At 68.6% G+C, this 16,393-nt stretch carries 15 protein-coding genes and 3 pseudogenes; 12 read left to right on the forward strand and 6 right to left on the reverse strand.

Annotated elements, in window-relative coordinates; translation table 11 throughout:
• Window positions 1-433: 433 nt before the first annotated feature.
• Window positions 434-1,540 (reverse strand): ricin-type beta-trefoil lectin domain protein, encoded by a 1,107-nt coding sequence (locus LJ657_RS13790; RefSeq protein WP_269786394.1) that lies wholly within the window; start codon window positions 1,538-1,540, stop codon window positions 434-436.
• Between the two features lie 118 nt (window positions 1,541-1,658).
• Window positions 1,659-2,720: a LacI family DNA-binding transcriptional regulator gene (locus tag LJ657_RS13795; protein ID WP_232648852.1), complete on the reverse strand. Its 1,062-nt coding sequence runs from the start codon at window positions 2,718-2,720 to the stop codon at window positions 1,659-1,661.
• A 177-nt stretch (window positions 2,721-2,897) separates the two neighbouring features.
• Here LJ657_RS13795 and LJ657_RS13800 point away from each other — a divergent pair, with 177 nt between their 5' ends.
• From LJ657_RS13800 to LJ657_RS13825, 5 genes and pseudogenes are all read left to right on the forward strand, one after another.
• Window positions 2,898-4,214, forward strand: coding sequence for a ferredoxin reductase family protein (locus tag LJ657_RS13800; protein ID WP_232648853.1), 1,317 nt, complete (start codon window positions 2,898-2,900; stop codon window positions 4,212-4,214).
• Window positions 4,215-4,494: 280 nt separating this feature from the next.
• The gene (gene trpC, locus LJ657_RS13805; protein ID WP_232648854.1) at window positions 4,495-5,280 is read left to right on the forward strand and encodes an indole-3-glycerol phosphate synthase TrpC; all 786 of its coding nucleotides are present in this window, start codon (window positions 4,495-4,497) and stop codon (window positions 5,278-5,280) included.
• Window positions 5,281-6,533: 1,253 nt separating this feature from the next.
• Window positions 6,534-6,992 (forward strand): SRPBCC domain-containing protein, encoded by a 459-nt coding sequence (locus LJ657_RS13810; RefSeq protein WP_232648855.1) that lies wholly within the window; start codon window positions 6,534-6,536, stop codon window positions 6,990-6,992.
• Window positions 6,989-7,333 (forward strand): ArsR/SmtB family transcription factor, encoded by a 345-nt coding sequence (locus LJ657_RS13815; protein WP_232648856.1) that lies wholly within the window; start codon window positions 6,989-6,991, stop codon window positions 7,331-7,333. The genes LJ657_RS13810 and LJ657_RS13815 overlap by 4 nt, the downstream gene beginning before the upstream one ends.
• A gap of 183 nt (window positions 7,334-7,516) precedes the next feature.
• Window positions 7,517-7,761, forward strand: a pseudogene (locus tag LJ657_RS13825) (IS5/IS1182 family transposase); the annotation flags it as partial.
• Between the two features lie 17 nt (window positions 7,762-7,778).
• Here the strand turns inward: LJ657_RS13825 and LJ657_RS13830 are convergent.
• Both LJ657_RS13830 and LJ657_RS13835 read right to left on the reverse strand, forming a co-directional pair.
• Entirely contained in the window at window positions 7,779-8,189 is a 411-nt protein-coding gene (locus LJ657_RS13830) for a VOC family protein (RefSeq protein ID WP_232648857.1), read from the reverse strand.
• Window positions 8,190-8,622: 433 nt separating this feature from the next.
• Window positions 8,623-9,327 carry a hypothetical protein gene (locus LJ657_RS13835; RefSeq protein WP_232648858.1) on the reverse strand — a complete coding sequence of 235 codons (705 nt, stop codon included), beginning with the start codon at window positions 9,325-9,327 and terminating at the stop codon, window positions 8,623-8,625.
• A gap of 83 nt (window positions 9,328-9,410) precedes the next feature.
• Here LJ657_RS13835 and LJ657_RS13840 point away from each other — a divergent pair, with 83 nt between their 5' ends.
• Window positions 9,411-9,932 carry a hypothetical protein gene (locus tag LJ657_RS13840; protein WP_232648859.1) on the forward strand — a complete coding sequence of 174 codons (522 nt, stop codon included), beginning with the start codon at window positions 9,411-9,413 and terminating at the stop codon, window positions 9,930-9,932.
• A 215-nt stretch (window positions 9,933-10,147) separates the two neighbouring features.
• On the opposite strand, the gene LJ657_RS13845 is transcribed toward LJ657_RS13840, so the two are convergent.
• Together LJ657_RS13845 and LJ657_RS13850 are read right to left on the reverse strand one after the other, a co-directional pair.
• Window positions 10,148-10,684, reverse strand: a complete 537-nt coding sequence (locus LJ657_RS13845) for a hypothetical protein (RefSeq protein ID WP_232648860.1) — start codon at window positions 10,682-10,684, stop codon at window positions 10,148-10,150.
• Between the two features lie 93 nt (window positions 10,685-10,777).
• Window positions 10,778-12,202, reverse strand: a complete 1,425-nt coding sequence (locus LJ657_RS13850; RefSeq protein ID WP_232648861.1) for a transposase — start codon at window positions 12,200-12,202, stop codon at window positions 10,778-10,780.
• A 333-nt stretch (window positions 12,203-12,535) separates the two neighbouring features.
• On the opposite strand from LJ657_RS13850, the gene LJ657_RS13855 reads away from it, so the two are divergent.
• The 6 genes and pseudogenes from LJ657_RS13855 to LJ657_RS13875 all read left to right on the forward strand — a co-directional run.
• Window positions 12,536-13,489, forward strand: a complete 954-nt coding sequence (locus LJ657_RS13855) for an aminoglycoside phosphotransferase family protein (protein WP_232648862.1) — start codon at window positions 12,536-12,538, stop codon at window positions 13,487-13,489.
• A 584-nt stretch (window positions 13,490-14,073) separates the two neighbouring features.
• Window positions 14,074-14,199 (forward strand): annotated as a pseudogene (locus LJ657_RS13860) (SDR family oxidoreductase); the annotation flags it as partial.
• Window positions 14,200-14,384: 185 nt separating this feature from the next.
• A complete protein-coding gene (locus LJ657_RS13865) occupies window positions 14,385-15,047 on the forward strand; it encodes a ScbR family autoregulator-binding transcription factor (RefSeq protein ID WP_232648863.1) in 663 nt (220 codons plus the stop codon).
• 484 nt (window positions 15,048-15,531) lie between these two features.
• Entirely contained in the window at window positions 15,532-15,909 is a 378-nt protein-coding gene (locus LJ657_RS13870; protein ID WP_232648864.1) for a hypothetical protein, read from the forward strand.
• 217 nt (window positions 15,910-16,126) lie between these two features.
• Window positions 16,127-16,270 (forward strand): annotated as a pseudogene (locus LJ657_RS49490) (AfsR/SARP family transcriptional regulator); the annotation flags it as partial.
• A 37-nt stretch (window positions 16,271-16,307) separates the two neighbouring features.
• Window positions 16,308-16,393: hypothetical protein (locus LJ657_RS13875; protein WP_232648886.1), on the forward strand; the 86-nt coding region annotated here is incomplete at its 3' end.

Raw genomic sequence — 16,393 nt, forward strand, 5'->3', positions numbered from 1 at the left:
GTATGGACCAGCGCGGCGCGGGAAACTCATCGGTGCGCGATCAGGCCTCGCCGGCATTCCTCGTGCTCGGAGCTCAGCGTGGTGTACTCGGCCGACACTGGCAAGCCGCCTGATCTCTCCCTCGCCCTCGCCCTCGCCCTCGCGAAGAAATGCCACGGGCTTGAGACTGATCATGGGTGACACGGGCTGCGGGACAGCCAAGGATGCCCAGGTCACGCACGATGGACATGTCACGAGTGGCGAGACCGCACAACTACCGGGTTGCGGACCCGTGCGGGTTCGCCAGCGTGTTCACGCCCCTCCGTGAGGGTGTGATTGCAGGCGACCGGAGGGACTGGCCACAGCCACGGCGGCCCACGCACCCGGCGGTGGCCGCCACCGATGGTCTCCCGGGACCTGACCTCGGAGAGGGGCCAGCCCCCGGGAGAGGACGTCATCCGGCGGTCAGAGTGGTCCACTTCTGGTTGGAGCCGCCGTTGCAGTCCCACAGCTGGAGCTGGGTGCCGTCGGTCGTGGAGAAGCCCGGAACGTCGAGGCACCGGCCGGAGGCGGGGTTACGGTAGCCGCCGTTGTACGGCTGCCACACCTGGTTGGCGCCGCTGTGGCAGGCCCAAAGCTGCACTTTGGTGCCGTTGTCGGTGGCCCCGCCTGCGGCGTCGAGGCACTTGCCCATGGAACGCAGGGTGCCGTCGGTGTAGGCGGACCAGAGCTGGTTTGCACTGTCACCGCAGCTCCAGATCTGGATGGCGGTCCCATCGGCGGTGTTGGCGCCGTTGACGTCCAGGCACTTGCCGGCGATGCCGGACTGCACACGCGCCGGGGCAGGAGCGGGGTTCCTCAGCCAACCGGCGCCGTCCGCGGCCTGGATGCCGCGGTGGAAGGCGTCGGCCATCTTCTGGTAGCCCGAGTCGTTGGGGTGCAGGGGGTCGGACAGGTCGGCCGTGGTCAGACTGCTCATGTCGACGAACGCGACGTGCTTGCCCGCGGCCTGGGCGTCGCTGACGATTTGCCGGGTGGCCTGGTTGTATGCGCCCCGGAACTGCTCCTCAGAGCTGCTGGTGGACACGACCAGGGAGGCGACGAGGACGGTTGCGTCGGGGACGTCGGCGGTGATCTGGTTGACCAGCGACTTCAGCCGGGCGATGGCGGTGTTGACCTCGGAAGCCCCTTGGAGGTCGTTGGTGCCGATATGCAACGTCACGACATTGGGCCGGTAGCGGGTCAGCGTGGCGTCGGCGAGTGCGGCGATCTGGTCGATGCGGTATCCGGAGTGGCCTTCGTTGTCGGGGTCGGACATCGAACCGTTCCGCCCCGTGCCCACGAAGTCGAGCGGATGGCCGTCCGCCGTGAGCTCGTTCCACAACGGTCCGCGGTAGCCGTTGCCCGTACTGCTTCCCACGCCCCAGGTTATCGAGTCGCCCAACGGCATGACCCGTAAAGGCGTGTTGGTTGCGGCGGAGGCGGGGGCCGCGCCTGCCGACGTCACCCCGAGTGCGACGGCGACAAGCGCGATCAGCGGTAGTAACCAAGGTCTTCTCATGCAGCGTCCCCTTCTGCGAGTGCGAAGCGCACCCGTATGGATACCACGACCCCGGCTGTTACATCCCATGAATAGTCAGAAATCTGGGACCCATGGCGAGGAGAGGCCGCATTCTGTCTTATTCTCCCCGTTTACATCCCATGTCTTGCCGCGTGGGGCGCCGGGTGGAGCGGCGAGGGGTCAGTATCGGCTGGACGAGTCTGCGCCGGTCCACGTCGGTGCGGGCGTTGATGACAGCGATCAGCAGGTCGACTGCTTCGGCGCCCACCTGGTCCGGGCAGAGGCTGACGGTGGTGAGGGGTGGGGTGGTCGTCGCGTAGTCGGGATCCTCGCTGACGCACGCCACCAGCAGGTCCCGCGGCACCCGCAACCCGTGGTGCCGGGCGGCGGCGAGGATGTTGTGGCCGGAGTCGGAGTAGACGCCGATGACGGCGTCGGGTCGTGGATCGTGACGGAGCAGGCGGCTGACCGCCTTCTGTTCGGTGGTGAAGTAGTCGGGAAGTGAGGCGTATTCCTCGACGAGGACGGGCATGCGGTGTTCGTCGCACCAGGACCGGTAGGCGTCCGAGATCAGGTGCGGATACGCGTCGTCGTGAATGGGCAGGGAGAGGCCGATCCGCCGGGCGCCGGAGTGCGCGAGGTGGTCGAGCAGCAGGCGCAGGCCCGCTCCGTGGTCGGCGTCCACCCATGCGTCGCGCCAGCTGGATTCGGGCGGGCGGCCTTCGCTGATCATCGGTATGCCGCGTTCGCGCAGGATGGCACGCACCGGGTCCTCGGCACGTGGTCCGACGTGGATGATGCCGTCCATCGGCGTGTTGAGCCACATCCACGGGGACATCGAACTCGGCATCACCGTGAGCAGGTAGCCGCGTTCGTGGGCCGCCGCCATGGCGCCCAGGGCCAGCTGTGCGTAGTACGGGATCTCGGTGTACGGGACGGGCAGGTCTCCGTACGTCGTCATGGTCAGGCCGAGCACTCCGGTGCTGCCGCGGGCCAGAGCACGAGCCGTACTGGCCGGGGCGTAACCGAGTTCACGGGCCGCCACGAGCACGCGCTGCCTGGTCTGCTCGGACAGGCGCCCGGTGCCGTTGAGCGCGTTCGACACCGTGGCGGTGGAGACCCCGGCTCGTGCGGCCACGGCGCCGAGCGTGGGACGCCGCCAGACACGCGAGCCCGTCATGTGTACCTCAACAGCCCTGTGACGGCTTGTGGTTAAGCCCTTAATCACTCAGCGTACCGAGCGACGGCGGCCGGGACGGCCGCCGGGTGAGGACGCTGGGGTCCTCGAGACCTGCGTGCCCGGCGCGAGTGCGCCACACGGACAAGAGGGGAAGCGGTGGAGGCGACGATTTCACAGGTGCGGCAAGGCACCATACCTCCGGTCGTTGCGGCGCGGTGGGCGCTGCGGACGTTCGTCATCGTCAACTTGCTGATCGTCGAGGTCTTGTTCCTCACCGCCGGCACCGGCCAGAACGGGGTGCTCACCGTTGCCAAGTTCTTCGGCCTGCACGCCGCCGTACTGTTGTTGTTCCAACTGCTGCTGCTGGCCCGGCTGCCGTGGTTCGACCGCCGTATCGGCATGGACCGGTTGACCGTGTGGCACCGATGGCTCGGCTTCACCCTGCTCTGGACCATCCTCGCCCACGCCGCGCTGATCGTGCTGGGCTTCGCGAGGCTCGGTGACACGTCGATGACGAAGACGTTCCTCTCGCTGGCCGGAGTGCCGGCCTCCCTGCTCGGGATGGGGGCCGCGGCGATCGTCGTCGTGGTCGCCGCGGTCTCCGCCCGGTATGTGAGGCAACGGCTGAGGTACGAGGTCTGGCACGGCCTGCACCTGCTGCTGTACGTGGCGTTGGGTCTGGCGTTCGTCCACCAGCTGCAGGAGACCACGACCTTCACCTCTTCCGCGTTCGCGAAGATCTACTGGTGGGCCCTGTGGCTGTTCGCGCTGGGTGCCCTGGTTGCGGGGCGGATCGTCATGCCTGTGTGGCGCAACGCCTATCACCGTTTCGAGGTCGCGGCGGTGGTGCCGGAGTCGGACAACGTCGTGTCGGTGCATGTCACCGGCCGCCACCTCGACCAGCTGCCGGCCCGGGCCGGCCAGTTCTGCATCTGGCGGTTCCCCGGGCACAACCACTGGTGGCTGGCGAACCCGTTCTCGCTCTCCGCGGCACCCGACGGCCGTACGTTGCGACTGACCGCCAAGGCGGTCGGCAGCACCAGCGCCGGTCTGCGGCACCTCGCCGTCGGGAGCCGCGCGTTCGTCGAGGGGCCGTACGGGGCATTCACCTCGCTGCACCGAACACGGCCCGGCGCACTGCTGATCGCCGGAGGGGTGGGGATCACGCCGGTTCGGGCCCTGCTGGAGGAGGAATCGTCCGGCGATGTCGTTGTGCTCTACCGGGTGCGCAGCGAGAACGACGCGGTGCTGGTCGATGAGGTACGAGGCCTGGTCGCCGACGGGGGTGGGCAGTTGCACGTGCTCACCGGCCGCACGGGGGAGGGGAGTTCGCCGTTCGAGCCGGACGGTCTCCGTTCCCTGGTTCCGGACATAGCCGAACGCGATGTGTACGTCTGCGGTCCGCCCGCGATGACCACGGCCGTGCTCAGCGCCCTGCGCACGCTGAACGTTCCCCGTCAGCAAGTGCACGCCGAGCGGTTCGGTCTGGGCTGAGTCGTCTGCGGCGGTTGTCCGGCTGAACACACCGAAGGCTGCGTGCAGGCGCCGAGCGCTTGCATGCAGCCTTGAGGTCGCCAGTTCCGGGATCATGGCACTTCATGGATCACCCGCGAGAAGTTCAACTTCCGCACCCCGCGGCCGGCCGGTGCGCACACCATGATCGATCGAATGAGACCTTCTTCTGAGCACGACTTGGACGTGGGTGACGCACGACCTCGCGTCGGCCGGGGGACGACGTCCACAGCGGCAGACGATTCGATACAGGGAGAAAATGATGAGCGTTCTTGATGGCATCCTCGCGGGAGTTCGCGAAGACCTGGAGGAGCGTAAGCGTGCGACGCCGCTGGCGGAGCTGCGCTCCCGGGTGGCGGACGCGGCACCCGCGCTGGACCCGCTGCCCGCTTTCCGCGCGCCTGGGGTGTCCATCATCGCCGAGGTGAAGCGGAAGAGCCCCAGCAAGGGTGCGCTTGCAGACATCCCCGACCCTGCGTCCCTCGCGGCCCAGTACGCGGCCGGTGGTGCCGCCGCGATCAGCGTGCTGACCGAGCGCAGGCGTTTCGGCGGCTCTCTCGCCGATCTCGACGCCGTACGCGCCCGGGTCGACGTACCGGTGCTGCGCAAGGACTTCATCGTCGACCCCTACCAGCTGTGGGAGGCCCGCGCCCACGGCGCCGACCTTGCGCTTCTCATGGTCGTGTCGCTGGAGGACAGCCAACTGGCCGATCTGATGGGGCTGTGCAGGGAGTTGGGTCTTACGCCGCTCGTGGAGGCGCACACGGCCGAGGAAGTACGGCGTGCAGTTGCCGCCGGGGCCGAGCTCCTCGGCATCAACGCGCGGGATCTGACGACCCTGGACGTGGACCGCAAGGTGTTCGCCGACCTCGTGACAGGCATCCCCGAAGGGACGGTCAGGGTCGCGGAATCGGGAGTGACGGGCCCGGAGGACGTCGCGGAGTACCGCGGTTGGGGAGCCGACGTGGTCCTGGTCGGCGAGGCACTGGTCCGCTCGGGGAACCCGGGCACCGCCGTACGCGAGTTCATCGAGACGGCCGGGGCGTAACGGCGACCGGCTCGGTCAGCCCACGGCCGCGAATGCCGAGCCGAGGCACCGAACTGATCCGGCTCCTGCTCCTGTTCCCACTCGGGCTGCGGCTCTGCGGCTGCGGGAGCCGGTGGCTGTCTTCAGCCAGTTTCGCGGGGAGAGGTCATCGGGGGAGGGACCGGCCACGGAGCATCTCGCCCGGCACACTCGTCCGAGTCGGCGGACGGCCGACTGCCTCCCTTGCGCATCCGAGAGTCGGTGGAGTATCTCTCCTCTCCAGCGGCATCGGTCGCCGACGATCACCGATCACCGATCACCGATCAACGGCCGGTCGGTGGACTGTCCGTACAAGGCCTGACTAGGCGATGCTCTCGCCGACCCCGCCCGTGCGGAAATGGCCGGCGTCCGACTGGGCTCGGGTCATGCTGGATCGGCGCAAGTACCGACGGGCAAAGCTTGGTCGCAAAAGGCTGCGAGCTGTCACATCAGCGCAAAAGCCCCGGCTGGACGGGGGGAGGCCAGCCGGGGCCGTAGTGCGGTGACGTGCGGAAGGCGGTCGCCTCTCGGCGGAGGGCTCCATGGGGCTTCAGCCGGACGATCGTCCCCATGGGCTGTGGGTGAGGCCCGGGGACACTGTCCCCTCCGCAAGCCACGTATAGGTGAACGGTCAACTGTCTCGGGTTGTTCCCGCACGGTCTCAACTGCCGGTGTGAGCCAAGGGCTGTCCCGTAACCCCTGGTCAGGACCCGCGAGGTACCGCTTAGTTCTGGATCGGCGTTGGGTGGGAGGCGGAGGAACGGCGCACCGAGGAGGCTTCGCTCACTCGGCGCCGGTCTCGTGGCTGCGCCTGCCCCAGACCTCTACGATCTGGACTCCCCGTCCGTTTCCGCCGACATCCCGCTCACGCTGGACCCGCGCAGCAGCACCGTCCTCCACTTCCGGCTCTCCGATTCACGGCCGACGCCCGGGGGCCGCTTCGAGGATGTCGTCGGCTACACCGTCGAGGTCAACCTGCTGGCCACCAAGGACATCCGAGGCCACCAGCTCCACTTCGACCACCCCGGACTCGGCAACCGGCCCGACTTCGAGCTCCGCATCCCCCTCCTGAGACGGGACAGCCCTTGGAATTCCTATCGGAATGAGTACGTAGACGGTGCTCGAAGCTTGGCGGGACCCAAGCGGCCACCTACTCCACGTGCAACCAGTAGGTTGCGCATGGAGTCCTGGATGTGTAACCGTTGGGTAGCGCATCCGGATGAGACGAGGTTGCAGTGATCCCCAACACGATCGAACGCGCCATCCTGATCAATGCCTCCAGAGAACGGGTCTGGTCCGTGCTGAGCGAGCCCGCTTTCCTCGGCCGCTGGTTCGGCAATGGAGAGCCGGTGAAGATCGACCTACGCCCCGATGGCCTCTTGGTGTTCGACCACGGCGTCCACGGCGTCATTCCCGCTCGTATCCAGACAGTCGAGCCTCCGCGCCTCCTTTCCTGGCGGTGGTCTCAAGGCGCCGCAGGCGAGGAACCGGACGACTCCAACGCCACTCGGGTCGAGTTCACCCTGACCGAGGACGACTCCACAGGAGGCACCTGGCTCACTATGGTCGAAAGCGGCTTCGCGCACCTCGGGCTGCCCACCGAGGATGCCACCGACCGGCACCGCGCCAACAGCCAGAACTGGCCCGGCAAGCTCGACCAACTGCGCGCGGACTGCGAACAGACCGCGGCGTGACCCGCACTGACGAGGGTGAACAGACTCCCGAGGACGTCCTGGTGGCCCTGGCCGACCCGATCCGCCGAGAGGTCCTGACCATCCTTGCCCGCGAAGGCGGCGCGACCTCGACATCCCTGGCGGCAAGCCTCCCCATCACCCGCCAGGCGGTGGCCAAACACCTGGCCGTCCTCGACCGCGCCGGACTGGTACGCGCCCACCGGGCCGGACGCGAGGTCCGCTACGAAGCCGACCTGCAACCACTGAGGCGGACAACGCGATGGATGGACACCCTCGCCGCTCAGTGGGAGCACCGCCTCAACGCGATCAAGGATCTGGCGGAGGAGGCCACTGAGCCCTGAACTCCCGCAGCGCCACCTCAAAGGCCCATCGCAGCGCGGAGTCTTCTCCAGCAGATCAGCGGGCGTCCCAGGGTGAGGAAGGCTTCGTGGATGTCGTCGCGGATCTCCCAGCGGATCCGCATGCGGCGGGACCAGCGCAAATGGGCGAACACCCGCTCAGCGACCCGACGTTGGTTCCAAGTCTCCGTCATCCCGGAGAAGGTGGACCAGGCCGCCAACCGGAAGAAGAGCTCCCGGGGCTGCCGGCCCGTCGGCCACGACGCCGAGCTCAACAAGGAGAGGAACACCGTCGAGCGCCTGATCAACAAGCTCAAGGCCTGGCGAGGCATCGCCACCAGATACGACAAGACCCCGGACAGCTACCCCGCCGGCTCCACCTACGCGCCTCGATGATCTGGATCAAAGACCTCACCCGAGGCGCCCTTTGATCACACCCTGTCAAGCTCTATGGGCGGACATAAGGCCGAGTCATGACCTCCATGTTGTGACCGTCCGGGTCGTCGAAGTAGGCGCCGCGACCACCGAACAGATCGTTGACCCGGCCGGGGTCGGTGTGGCCAGGGTCCGCGTAGTAGGTGACCCCGACCACCTCCAGACGGGCGATCACAGCGTCGAACTGCCCGTCAGGCACGAGGAATGCGTAGTGCTGCGACTGGATCGCCTCATCCCTCTTCTCGCAGTAGTCGAGCGTCACGCCGTTGCCGAGGTCAACGGGCAGGAACGGCCCAAACGGTGCGCCGACTTCCAGGCCCAGGATCGCGGCGATGAACTCGGCGGACAGGTAGGCGTCGCTCGCGTAGACAGCCGTGTGGTTCAGCTGGATGCCGGCATGTGGGTACGGCTGGTCGTAGGACATCAGTGGTGTGTCTCCGGTCTTGGGATCCGTTGGAAAGGCGCCGTACGCGGGCGCCGGGAGCAAAGACGCGGAGAAGGGGGCGGGCCTCTGGCCCGCCTCGGGCTCACGCCGAGGCCGGGAAACTCACTCGTGCATGGCCCAAGGCCGACCCGGCAGTCACGCGACCGACCTTAGTGATCAGCGCAGGCGAGGGCAACACTGTTCCTCGGCCGTGCTCCGGCCGCAGATCGAGCCGTTGTCTCTGGTGATCACGACTCGATACGCGCCCCAGGTGGGAAGCCGGAGTACGCACAAACAGGCAACAGAGAGCAGCGGCCAACGGACGTGCTGGCCTTGCCGGGTGGAAAAGCCGGACTGGACGCAGCCGTGCCGGTGTCGTAACCGGGGTGCCGTCCGCCCGCGTCGCTCAGCCACCCGTGCGTCCCGCCCCCACTCATCCCGTCGGACGCGACAGCAACTCGGCGAAACGAGTGCCCGCGATGGCGTCCGGTGCCGCGGTGACTGACGACCCGTCGTGGAAGACCAGAGCAACGTGCGGCTCCTCCCGACCCTTCGCACTGCGCTCGGTGGGGACAATCCGCACGGACGCGATCTCACCGGGGGCGTACTGGAGCAGGGGATACAGCGGATCACGACCGTTGTACGCAGCGCCCAGGACCAGGAGCCTGCGGTCCGTCGCCGCTACGACGAAGCCGCTGCTGTAGCCGTCCAGTTGCCGCACCGCGTGAGTCAGCAGAACCAGCCGCGCGGCCGTGGTCGACCAGTCGGCGCGCCGGTCGACGGCCAGGTGGTCGATGACCTTGTCGGGCACGTACCACAGGGCATCGGAGAGCGAGTCCGTGAGGACCTCTCCCGCGGCCTGGAAAGGGTGCGCGGCCACGTACGCCCAGCCCGCGGCGCGGGCGAGGCCCGATGTCCTGTCCTGCTCTGTCGGCGCGAGTGCGGGTGGCGGCAGCTGGGGGACGAGCCGGTCCGGGGGAGTGGGCGCGGCGACCAGGTGGGCCTGGGCGGTGCCGACGAGGGTTTCGCCGGGTGCGAGGAACGCCGAGACGAGGGCTGCATGCTCGGCGAGACGCCGCCCACGCAGCCGTTCGATGTCGTCGGTCGTTACGCCCAGCAGCCTGCGGATCATGCCCATGACCGCCAAGCCTATCCGTCGAGGCCGCTACCGAAGTGCGGGCACGTGCCTGACTCCCACCGCCGTTGGCCTAGCCTTCCGCGGTGACCTTCTTCACCCGCCGCCGCAAGGTGCACCTGTCGAACCACCGTACGGCGCACAGCCCGCTGGGCTTGATACGGATCACCTACAGCAACTGGCCCGGCGTGATCGTGGCCGTGCAGTCGCCGCAGATGCCGCCCGTCATGGTCCTGCCCGACCGCGATGTCGGCGCCATGAGCATCAACAAGCAGGTGATCCCCTGCAGGAGCGCCGACCGCGGCGGCTGGTACCCGCGCCGCAAAGCCCGGACCCGTACCGCTCTGGTGGGCGACCGAGCCTACGAACTCATGCCCACCGGTCTGCGCAGGGCGCAGCTGCGCCGGAACGGGGAACTCCTCGCGGAGGCGTGTGGCACCTGGCGCTCGTACAACCCCTTCCGTTCAGTCCCGGGTCTGGACGCCAGGCTCACCTGGGCCGGCTGGGCCGACCCGACGGACGTGGCGATCGGCCAGTCCATGGTGATCGCCTACGGCGCCGGCGCGCCGGGCGCGATTGCGGGGATTCTCGGCAGCTTGCTGGACTGAACCGGCCGACGTCCCAGCCCGCGCCCGACCTCATCGTCCCTGCCCCAGCGCTCGAGCGAGGCGTTGCCCGGTCTCGGCCATCCGCCCCCAGCCCGGCGCTTGCGCGCTGTGCGGCGACGGCTGCACCGCGGTCCCATGGCAGGTGCGCAGTTCGTGGATCTGGCGGTCAACGAGTACGTCGCCAGCGGCTGGTGCCCGGAATCACGAACGCCGGCTCAGGTATTGGTTCCCAATGCCCGTCGTGCGGCGATCTGGAAGGCGACTTCCAGGGGCTTCTTGGCCTCGAACCCCGCCATGAATTGCCGGTCGTGCTCCGGGAGATCCCCAATACCCTGCTGGATCGCGGCTCGAATCCAGATGCCAGTTACCAGCTCCCACCGCCTCAGAGCTTCGCGCAGATCCTCAGCGGCCGCCGCCACAGTGTGCGGGCCAGCCATCGTGACCGCCGCCGACGCAGCACTGAACTGGGCCCAGGCGTCGTGCACGCTGCGGCGGGCGCTCTCCCATTCTTCGACACCGCCTTCGCCGTGCAGCAGATCGGAAGCCTTCCAGACGGCATTGGAAAGTTGCTTCGCGCAGGTGACGAACGCTGTATAGGTCTCGCGGCGCAGATCCGCGAGCCAACGCTTCTCCTCTGCGCGAAGCTGAGCATCGAGACTCCGAAGCTGCGTGCTGAGTGTGAGCAGTCCGCCGCCTACGCCGCCCACAGCACCGATCGCTGCACCGAGTATCGCGGCAACGCTGGCGTCCACTCGGCGCGCCCCTCTCGTGGTTTCCAGACGTTCTACCCCCTCGCATACTCGCCTAGCTTGACTCTGTCGGGGATCTTGGAGTTGCCGAGGAGGTCAACTGCCCAGGGTTCGCCAGGACTTTGGCCGGGGTATCTCGCGCTGGTCGAGGTAGTTCTGGAAGGCAGTCGGTTGGCGGGGCGTTTGGGCTTCTTCGGCTGGTGGAAGTCCGCTGAGTCGCTCGATGTTGACGGCGATGGCCGTCAGGACGTGCTGGATGTGGGCCTTGCCCTGTCCGCGGTAGCGGCAGCGTCGCATGCCGTGTCCGTGGGCGAACTCGTTGACTGTGCCCTCCACTCCGGAGCGGACTGCATAGCGTGTCTTCCACTCGGGTGTCTGTTGCTCGGTGCGGACGCGGAGTTGCAGGTCGCGGAGCTCTCGCGGGGGAAAGCCCACGGTGCGGGTGCTGTCGGCGGTGCTGGTGCACTGGGTGCGGGCCGGGCAGGGGCGGCACTGGCTCTTGGTGAACCTTGCCACGATCAGCGGGGCCGCGGTGGGTGAGGAGGTCGGGTAGGGGCCGTGCCAGCCCTGGCTGACCTGTCCCTGGGGGCAGGTGACCTGGCGGCGGTCGTAGTCGATGTGGAAGTCGTCCCGGGCGAAGCCCTCGTTTTGGCGGTGCTGGCGGGTGGGGTTGCTCTTCAGCGGCCCGGAGACGGTGACCTTGTGTGCCGAGGTGTCGTAGGGGGAGACGATTGCCCGGGACGAGGGCGGCAGTCCGGGCCCGCTTTCCGTTTCGGCGGTGCGCCAGCGCAGGTGTCCTGCGGCGTCACGGTGGTAGTTCTGCACCGTGATCTGGCGCAGGGCCTGGACATGAGGGCCGGACGTGCGGTCTGTTCCGTGCTGGTAGAGGTGTTCCAGGAGCCGGACGGCGTCGTTTCCGGTGGCGAGGAATCTGGTCTTGGGCTTGGTGGGGTTCTTGCCCAGGCGGACCGGCCGACCGTAGCGGAGCCCCCAGTCCTCTTCGACCAGCTCGTCGAGCAGGTGAGGGGAGATGCCGGCGACTTCTTCGAGTGCGGCGCGGACCGCCTCGGTGATCAGCTCCAGGCGGGTCAGGTCGCGCACCGCGGCCAGGACGTGGGTGGAATCGGTGCGCTGGGTGGTGCGCTCGCGGACGAGACCGGCCTCCTTCAGGCGCGCGAGCGCGAGGTCGAGAAGACGGTCGGCCCGGCCGTCCCCGGCGAGGCGGTCGCGGAAGTCTGCCAGCACGCTGTGATGGAAGCCGGGATCGTCCAGCTCCATGGCCATCGCGTACTTGAAGTCGATGCGGCAGCGGACCGCCTCGGCCGCCTGCCGATCCGACAGGCCGAGCAGGAACTGCAGCACACAGACGGTGGCCAGTTGAGCAGGCGACAGACCCGGCCGCCCGTCCCGCGGGTACCAGTCGGCAAAGTCCTCGTCGCACCACAGCCCGTCCAGCCGGTCACGCACCCATATCGCCGTCGTACCACCCGGGTTGCTCGCCCGCGCGACCTGCGCGGTCAACGGCGGGACTTGCTCACCGGAACGGGGGCGCAGGGACAACGGGCACCTCAACAGCTGCATCGGTCGGCGGAACCACCCGAGCATGCCCGTTGACCATGCTGCCGCACCGGGAGAATCCAAGATCCCCGACAGAGCCAAGCTGAGGTCGGATCGACCTCGCTTCTGGTCCAGTAGAGGTAATTTTGATCTTGAAGCCGACACCGACTTGTGCGACGTGAGGGCGTGTTTTCGGAAGCCTGTCTGCTGGATTCCAGCACGCTCTCTCGGGTTTCGGCGAGGCGCGGCACGAAAAACGCCCGGTGAGGTCGGTGCGTCTACTGGTCTACTGCGTGGATGGAGAACATCCCGAACGCGGAAGCCTCACTCTCTGACCCATGGCTTGCGTACTTCGCCGACCGCGGGCACACAGGCGTCCGTCATATCGGTGCTGGTGTCGAGGGCGTCGTATACGGGCTGGGCGACGGCCGGGTCGCCAAGGTGTGGAGCGGGCGGCCGCCCGCCGATCTCGATCTGATCCGCCAGGTATACGCGGACATTGCACGGCACCCGCTGCCGTTCGCCACCCCGGAGATCCTCGACGTCGAGGACCACGACCGCGTCCTGGTGACGTACGAGCGTGAGCTGCCCGGAAACTCGGTGCGGGTCGATTCGGCACACACGGCCTATGAGCGTGAGCTGCCCACACGGCACAACGACGCACTCCTTGCCGTTCTGCGTGGTCTTGCCTCCGTGCCCGGCACCGACGCCATGCGACAGTTGACTGTCCAGGGTGACGACCGTCCGCTGTGGCGGGATCACGACTGCTTCCGCAACGCACTCGCAGCCCTGGTAGCCCGGGCCGCAGCCCGGCACGGTGCCGCCCTGGCCGCCTGCGTGTCGGACTTCGACGCAGGAGTTGAACGCACGCAGAAGGCATTGCGCTCGCTGCCCGATGCCCCGGTGACAGCGATCCATGGTGACCTCGTCCCGCCCAACATTCACATCGACCCGGCCGGCCGGCCCGTCGCCGTGCTCGACTTCGGCTTTTACACGACCGCAGGAGACCCCGCCTTCGAGGCCGCCGTCACCGCTGCCATCTGGGACATGTACGGGCCGCACGCCGAGGAACACGCCACGGAACTCACCGGGCTCTTCGCTCGTGAGCTCGGGTATGCATCAGCGACCCTCACCACCTACCAGGCCGCATACGCTCTCACCACCTACGACCTCTTCGGCCTGGGCGACGGCGACGGGCACTTCCGGTGGTGCGCACAACAACTCCGCCGCAACCCCGTGTTCAGCGCCTGAAGTGGGCATGTGTCACAACCACTCGTTGATGGCAGCAACGAGGACGGTCGCCTCATAGTGGACCGCCAACTGGTCGTACCTGGTGGCGACGGCGCGGTGCCTCTTGAGGCGGTTGATCCCGCACTCGACCGCGTGGCGCTCTCGGTAACGCGAAACGGTCCGCCGACTCCGTCGTTCTCGACCGCGAACTGACGACCGGCGCCCACCTGTTGCGCAAGAGCTACCGCGCCCGGCAGCACAGTGACCAGCTCGTGCTGCTCGGCCCGGGCGTCGGCACGGAGGCCGGCACCGCGATCGCCTACCGGCTGCGCCTGGCCTTCACCGCCGCCACGCCCGTCGACCCGGTCGCGATCCTCGGGATGCTGCACCTTGGCACGGGCGGCGCCGGCCAGATCATGCGCGCGGTGGGCAAGGAACTGCCCGACCGGCTCAAGGAGACCGTTCTGGGCCTGGAACTCGACAACCACGATCTGCCCATGGACCGCGGCCAGGACGAAAAAGAGGCCCTGGCCCCCCTGCTGATCGCCGGGGCCCGGTACCAGGTCAACTACCGCACCCCGATCGGGTTCGCATACCTGCGTTCGGCGCCGCAGCGGCGCGCGGCCGATCCCGGGGAGGTCGCCGAGGCGGCCGCATGGCTGTGCAGCGACCGGGCGTCCTTCATCACCGGCGCGACCCTGGCCGTGGACGGAGGCCGTACCGCCTGGTGACCCGGCCGCGGCGGCGCCTTCGCCGCGCCACAGGGGGAGGGGCAGCCGGTCACCGCTGTCCCTCCCCCCTCTTGCCCACCGCGCGCTCCGTGCCCCCGCACCAAACGGACCGCGCTGCTTCTTTTCCCGGCAGCATGCGGTAAGGTACAAGCTGTTTGGTTTGATTTTAAGCTTGAGGAGGGTCCATGGCGCAGCAGGAACGAGCTGTCCGGACCCGGCGCGCTGTTCTGGAGGCTGCCGCCGCGGTCTTCGCGGAGAGGGGGTACGCGGCAGCCACGATCGGCGAGATCCTCCACCGCGCCGGGGTCACCAAAGGCGCCCTGTACTTCCACTTCGGCTCCAAAGTGGCCCTCGCCCAGGGGGTGCTGCAGGCGCAGACCGGCAACGACTACCACGTGCCCAGGGGGCTGAAGCTGCAGGAGTGGGTGGACGCGGGCATGACCCTGGCCTGGCGCCTGCCGCAGGAGCCGATGCTGCTCGCGGGCGTGCGGCTGTCCGCCGATCTGCACAGCCGCGACGTCGTCGGCAGCGCGTGGCCCGCCTGGGCCGAGGTCACCACGTCCTTCCTGGCCGAGGCCAAGGAGCGCGGCGAGGTCCTCCCGCACGTGGTGCCCGCGGAGACCGCGCAGGTCTTCCTGGGCGCCTGGATCGGCGTGCAGTACGTCTCCCAGGCCATGGCCGGCTGGGCGGACCTGGAGATGCGCATGTCGGCACTGTTCAACCACATGCTGCCCGCCATCACCGCACCGGCCGTCCTGGTCCGCCTCGACACGGCCCCCGACCGGGGAGCCCGGGTCATGGCCGAGGTGCGTGCGCAGTCCCCGGCGCTGGCCGGCGCGGGCCAGTGACCCCCCCGCCGGCGTCGGCACGGAAGGCGGCGCACACCCCGCGGCGCGGGCAGCCTGCACGCCCCCTGTCCACCCCGGCAGAGCACCGTCCAAGGCAAGATACAAACCATCTATGCGGTTTGCTATGGGGGTGCCCTAACGCGCGGCACCCGGGGCGCGAAGAGGCGAGCAGGCGGTCACACGGCCGGCTCCCCGACCGGCCGAGGGAGGACCGGATGGTCAGGCAGGAGCGTGCCACCCGGACCCGCCGGGCGCTGATCCAGGCGGCGACGGAGACCTTCACCGGCGAGGAGTATGCGCCCGCGTCCCTCCCGGTGATCAGTGAGCGCGCCGGCGTGAGCAAAGGGGGCCCTGCACTTCCACTTCGGGAGCAAGGACGCCCTGGCCCGCGCGGTGGAGGACGAGGCGGCCCGCGCGGTGGAGCACCTCATCGACGCCGCGCAGCGGCGGCCAGGGCCTGACGCGGCTGGAGCTGCCGGCCGACGTGGTGCGCGCCCTGATGGCCCGCATCGCGGGCGACGCGGTCGTGCGGGCCGGGTTCCAGATGGACGCTGATGTCACGCGCAAATCGGGCCGCGCCTTCTCCCGGCGCTGGCAGGCCCGGGTCGGCGAGGTGCTCCGACAGGCCGAGCGGGAAGGGGGGCTGGCCGAGGGGGTCTCCTGGTGCGCGGTGGCCGCGAGCGTCGTCGCGGCCACCGCCGGGCTGCGGGTGCTGGCCGCTTCGGACGAGACCTGGTGCTGCGCGTTGAGGGTGGACCAGGTGCGCAGCGTGCTGCTGTCCGCGCCGGAGGCCCGGCAGGCGCCCCGGCGCGTGGCCCCGACCGGCACCGGGGAGCAGGACGGGTGTCCCCGCCCCTGCTGAAAACAGCCCGGCATCCCTGGTTTTCCGTCCCGGCATCGCCCCCGCGCCCCCGTAAAGCGGATAAAGAGGAGCTGTGGGCCGATAGCGTAGCCAGCACCGGAAAATAAACAGTCCAAATGGTTTGATATTGACAAACCGTCTGGATTGTTTCAACCGGTGGCCTACCCGCTTTTCAGGCGAGAGCCGCTGAAGAGGCGGCGATGACAGGGGGATGGGCGTGGACATTCAGGTACTGGGCGCTCTCGGGGGGAGGGAAGGCCGGGTCTCCATCACTCCCACGGCACCGAAGGCGCGGCAGGTGCTCGCTCTGCTGGCGCTCCACGCCGACCAGGTCGAGCCCGTGGCCGCGCTGGTCGAGGAGCCTGCTGCGGGCGCGGGCCGAAAAACTCGGCGCCGACCTGCGGTTCGGCACCGAGCTGGTCTCCTTCGCGCAGGACGACGACGGCGTCAGTGCCGTCCTGAGGGACGCGGACGGCGCCGAGAG

The sequence above is a fragment of the Streptomyces guryensis genome, assembly GCF_021261325.1.
GTDB classification, from domain to species: domain Bacteria; phylum Actinomycetota; class Actinomycetes; order Streptomycetales; family Streptomycetaceae; genus Streptomyces; species Streptomyces guryensis.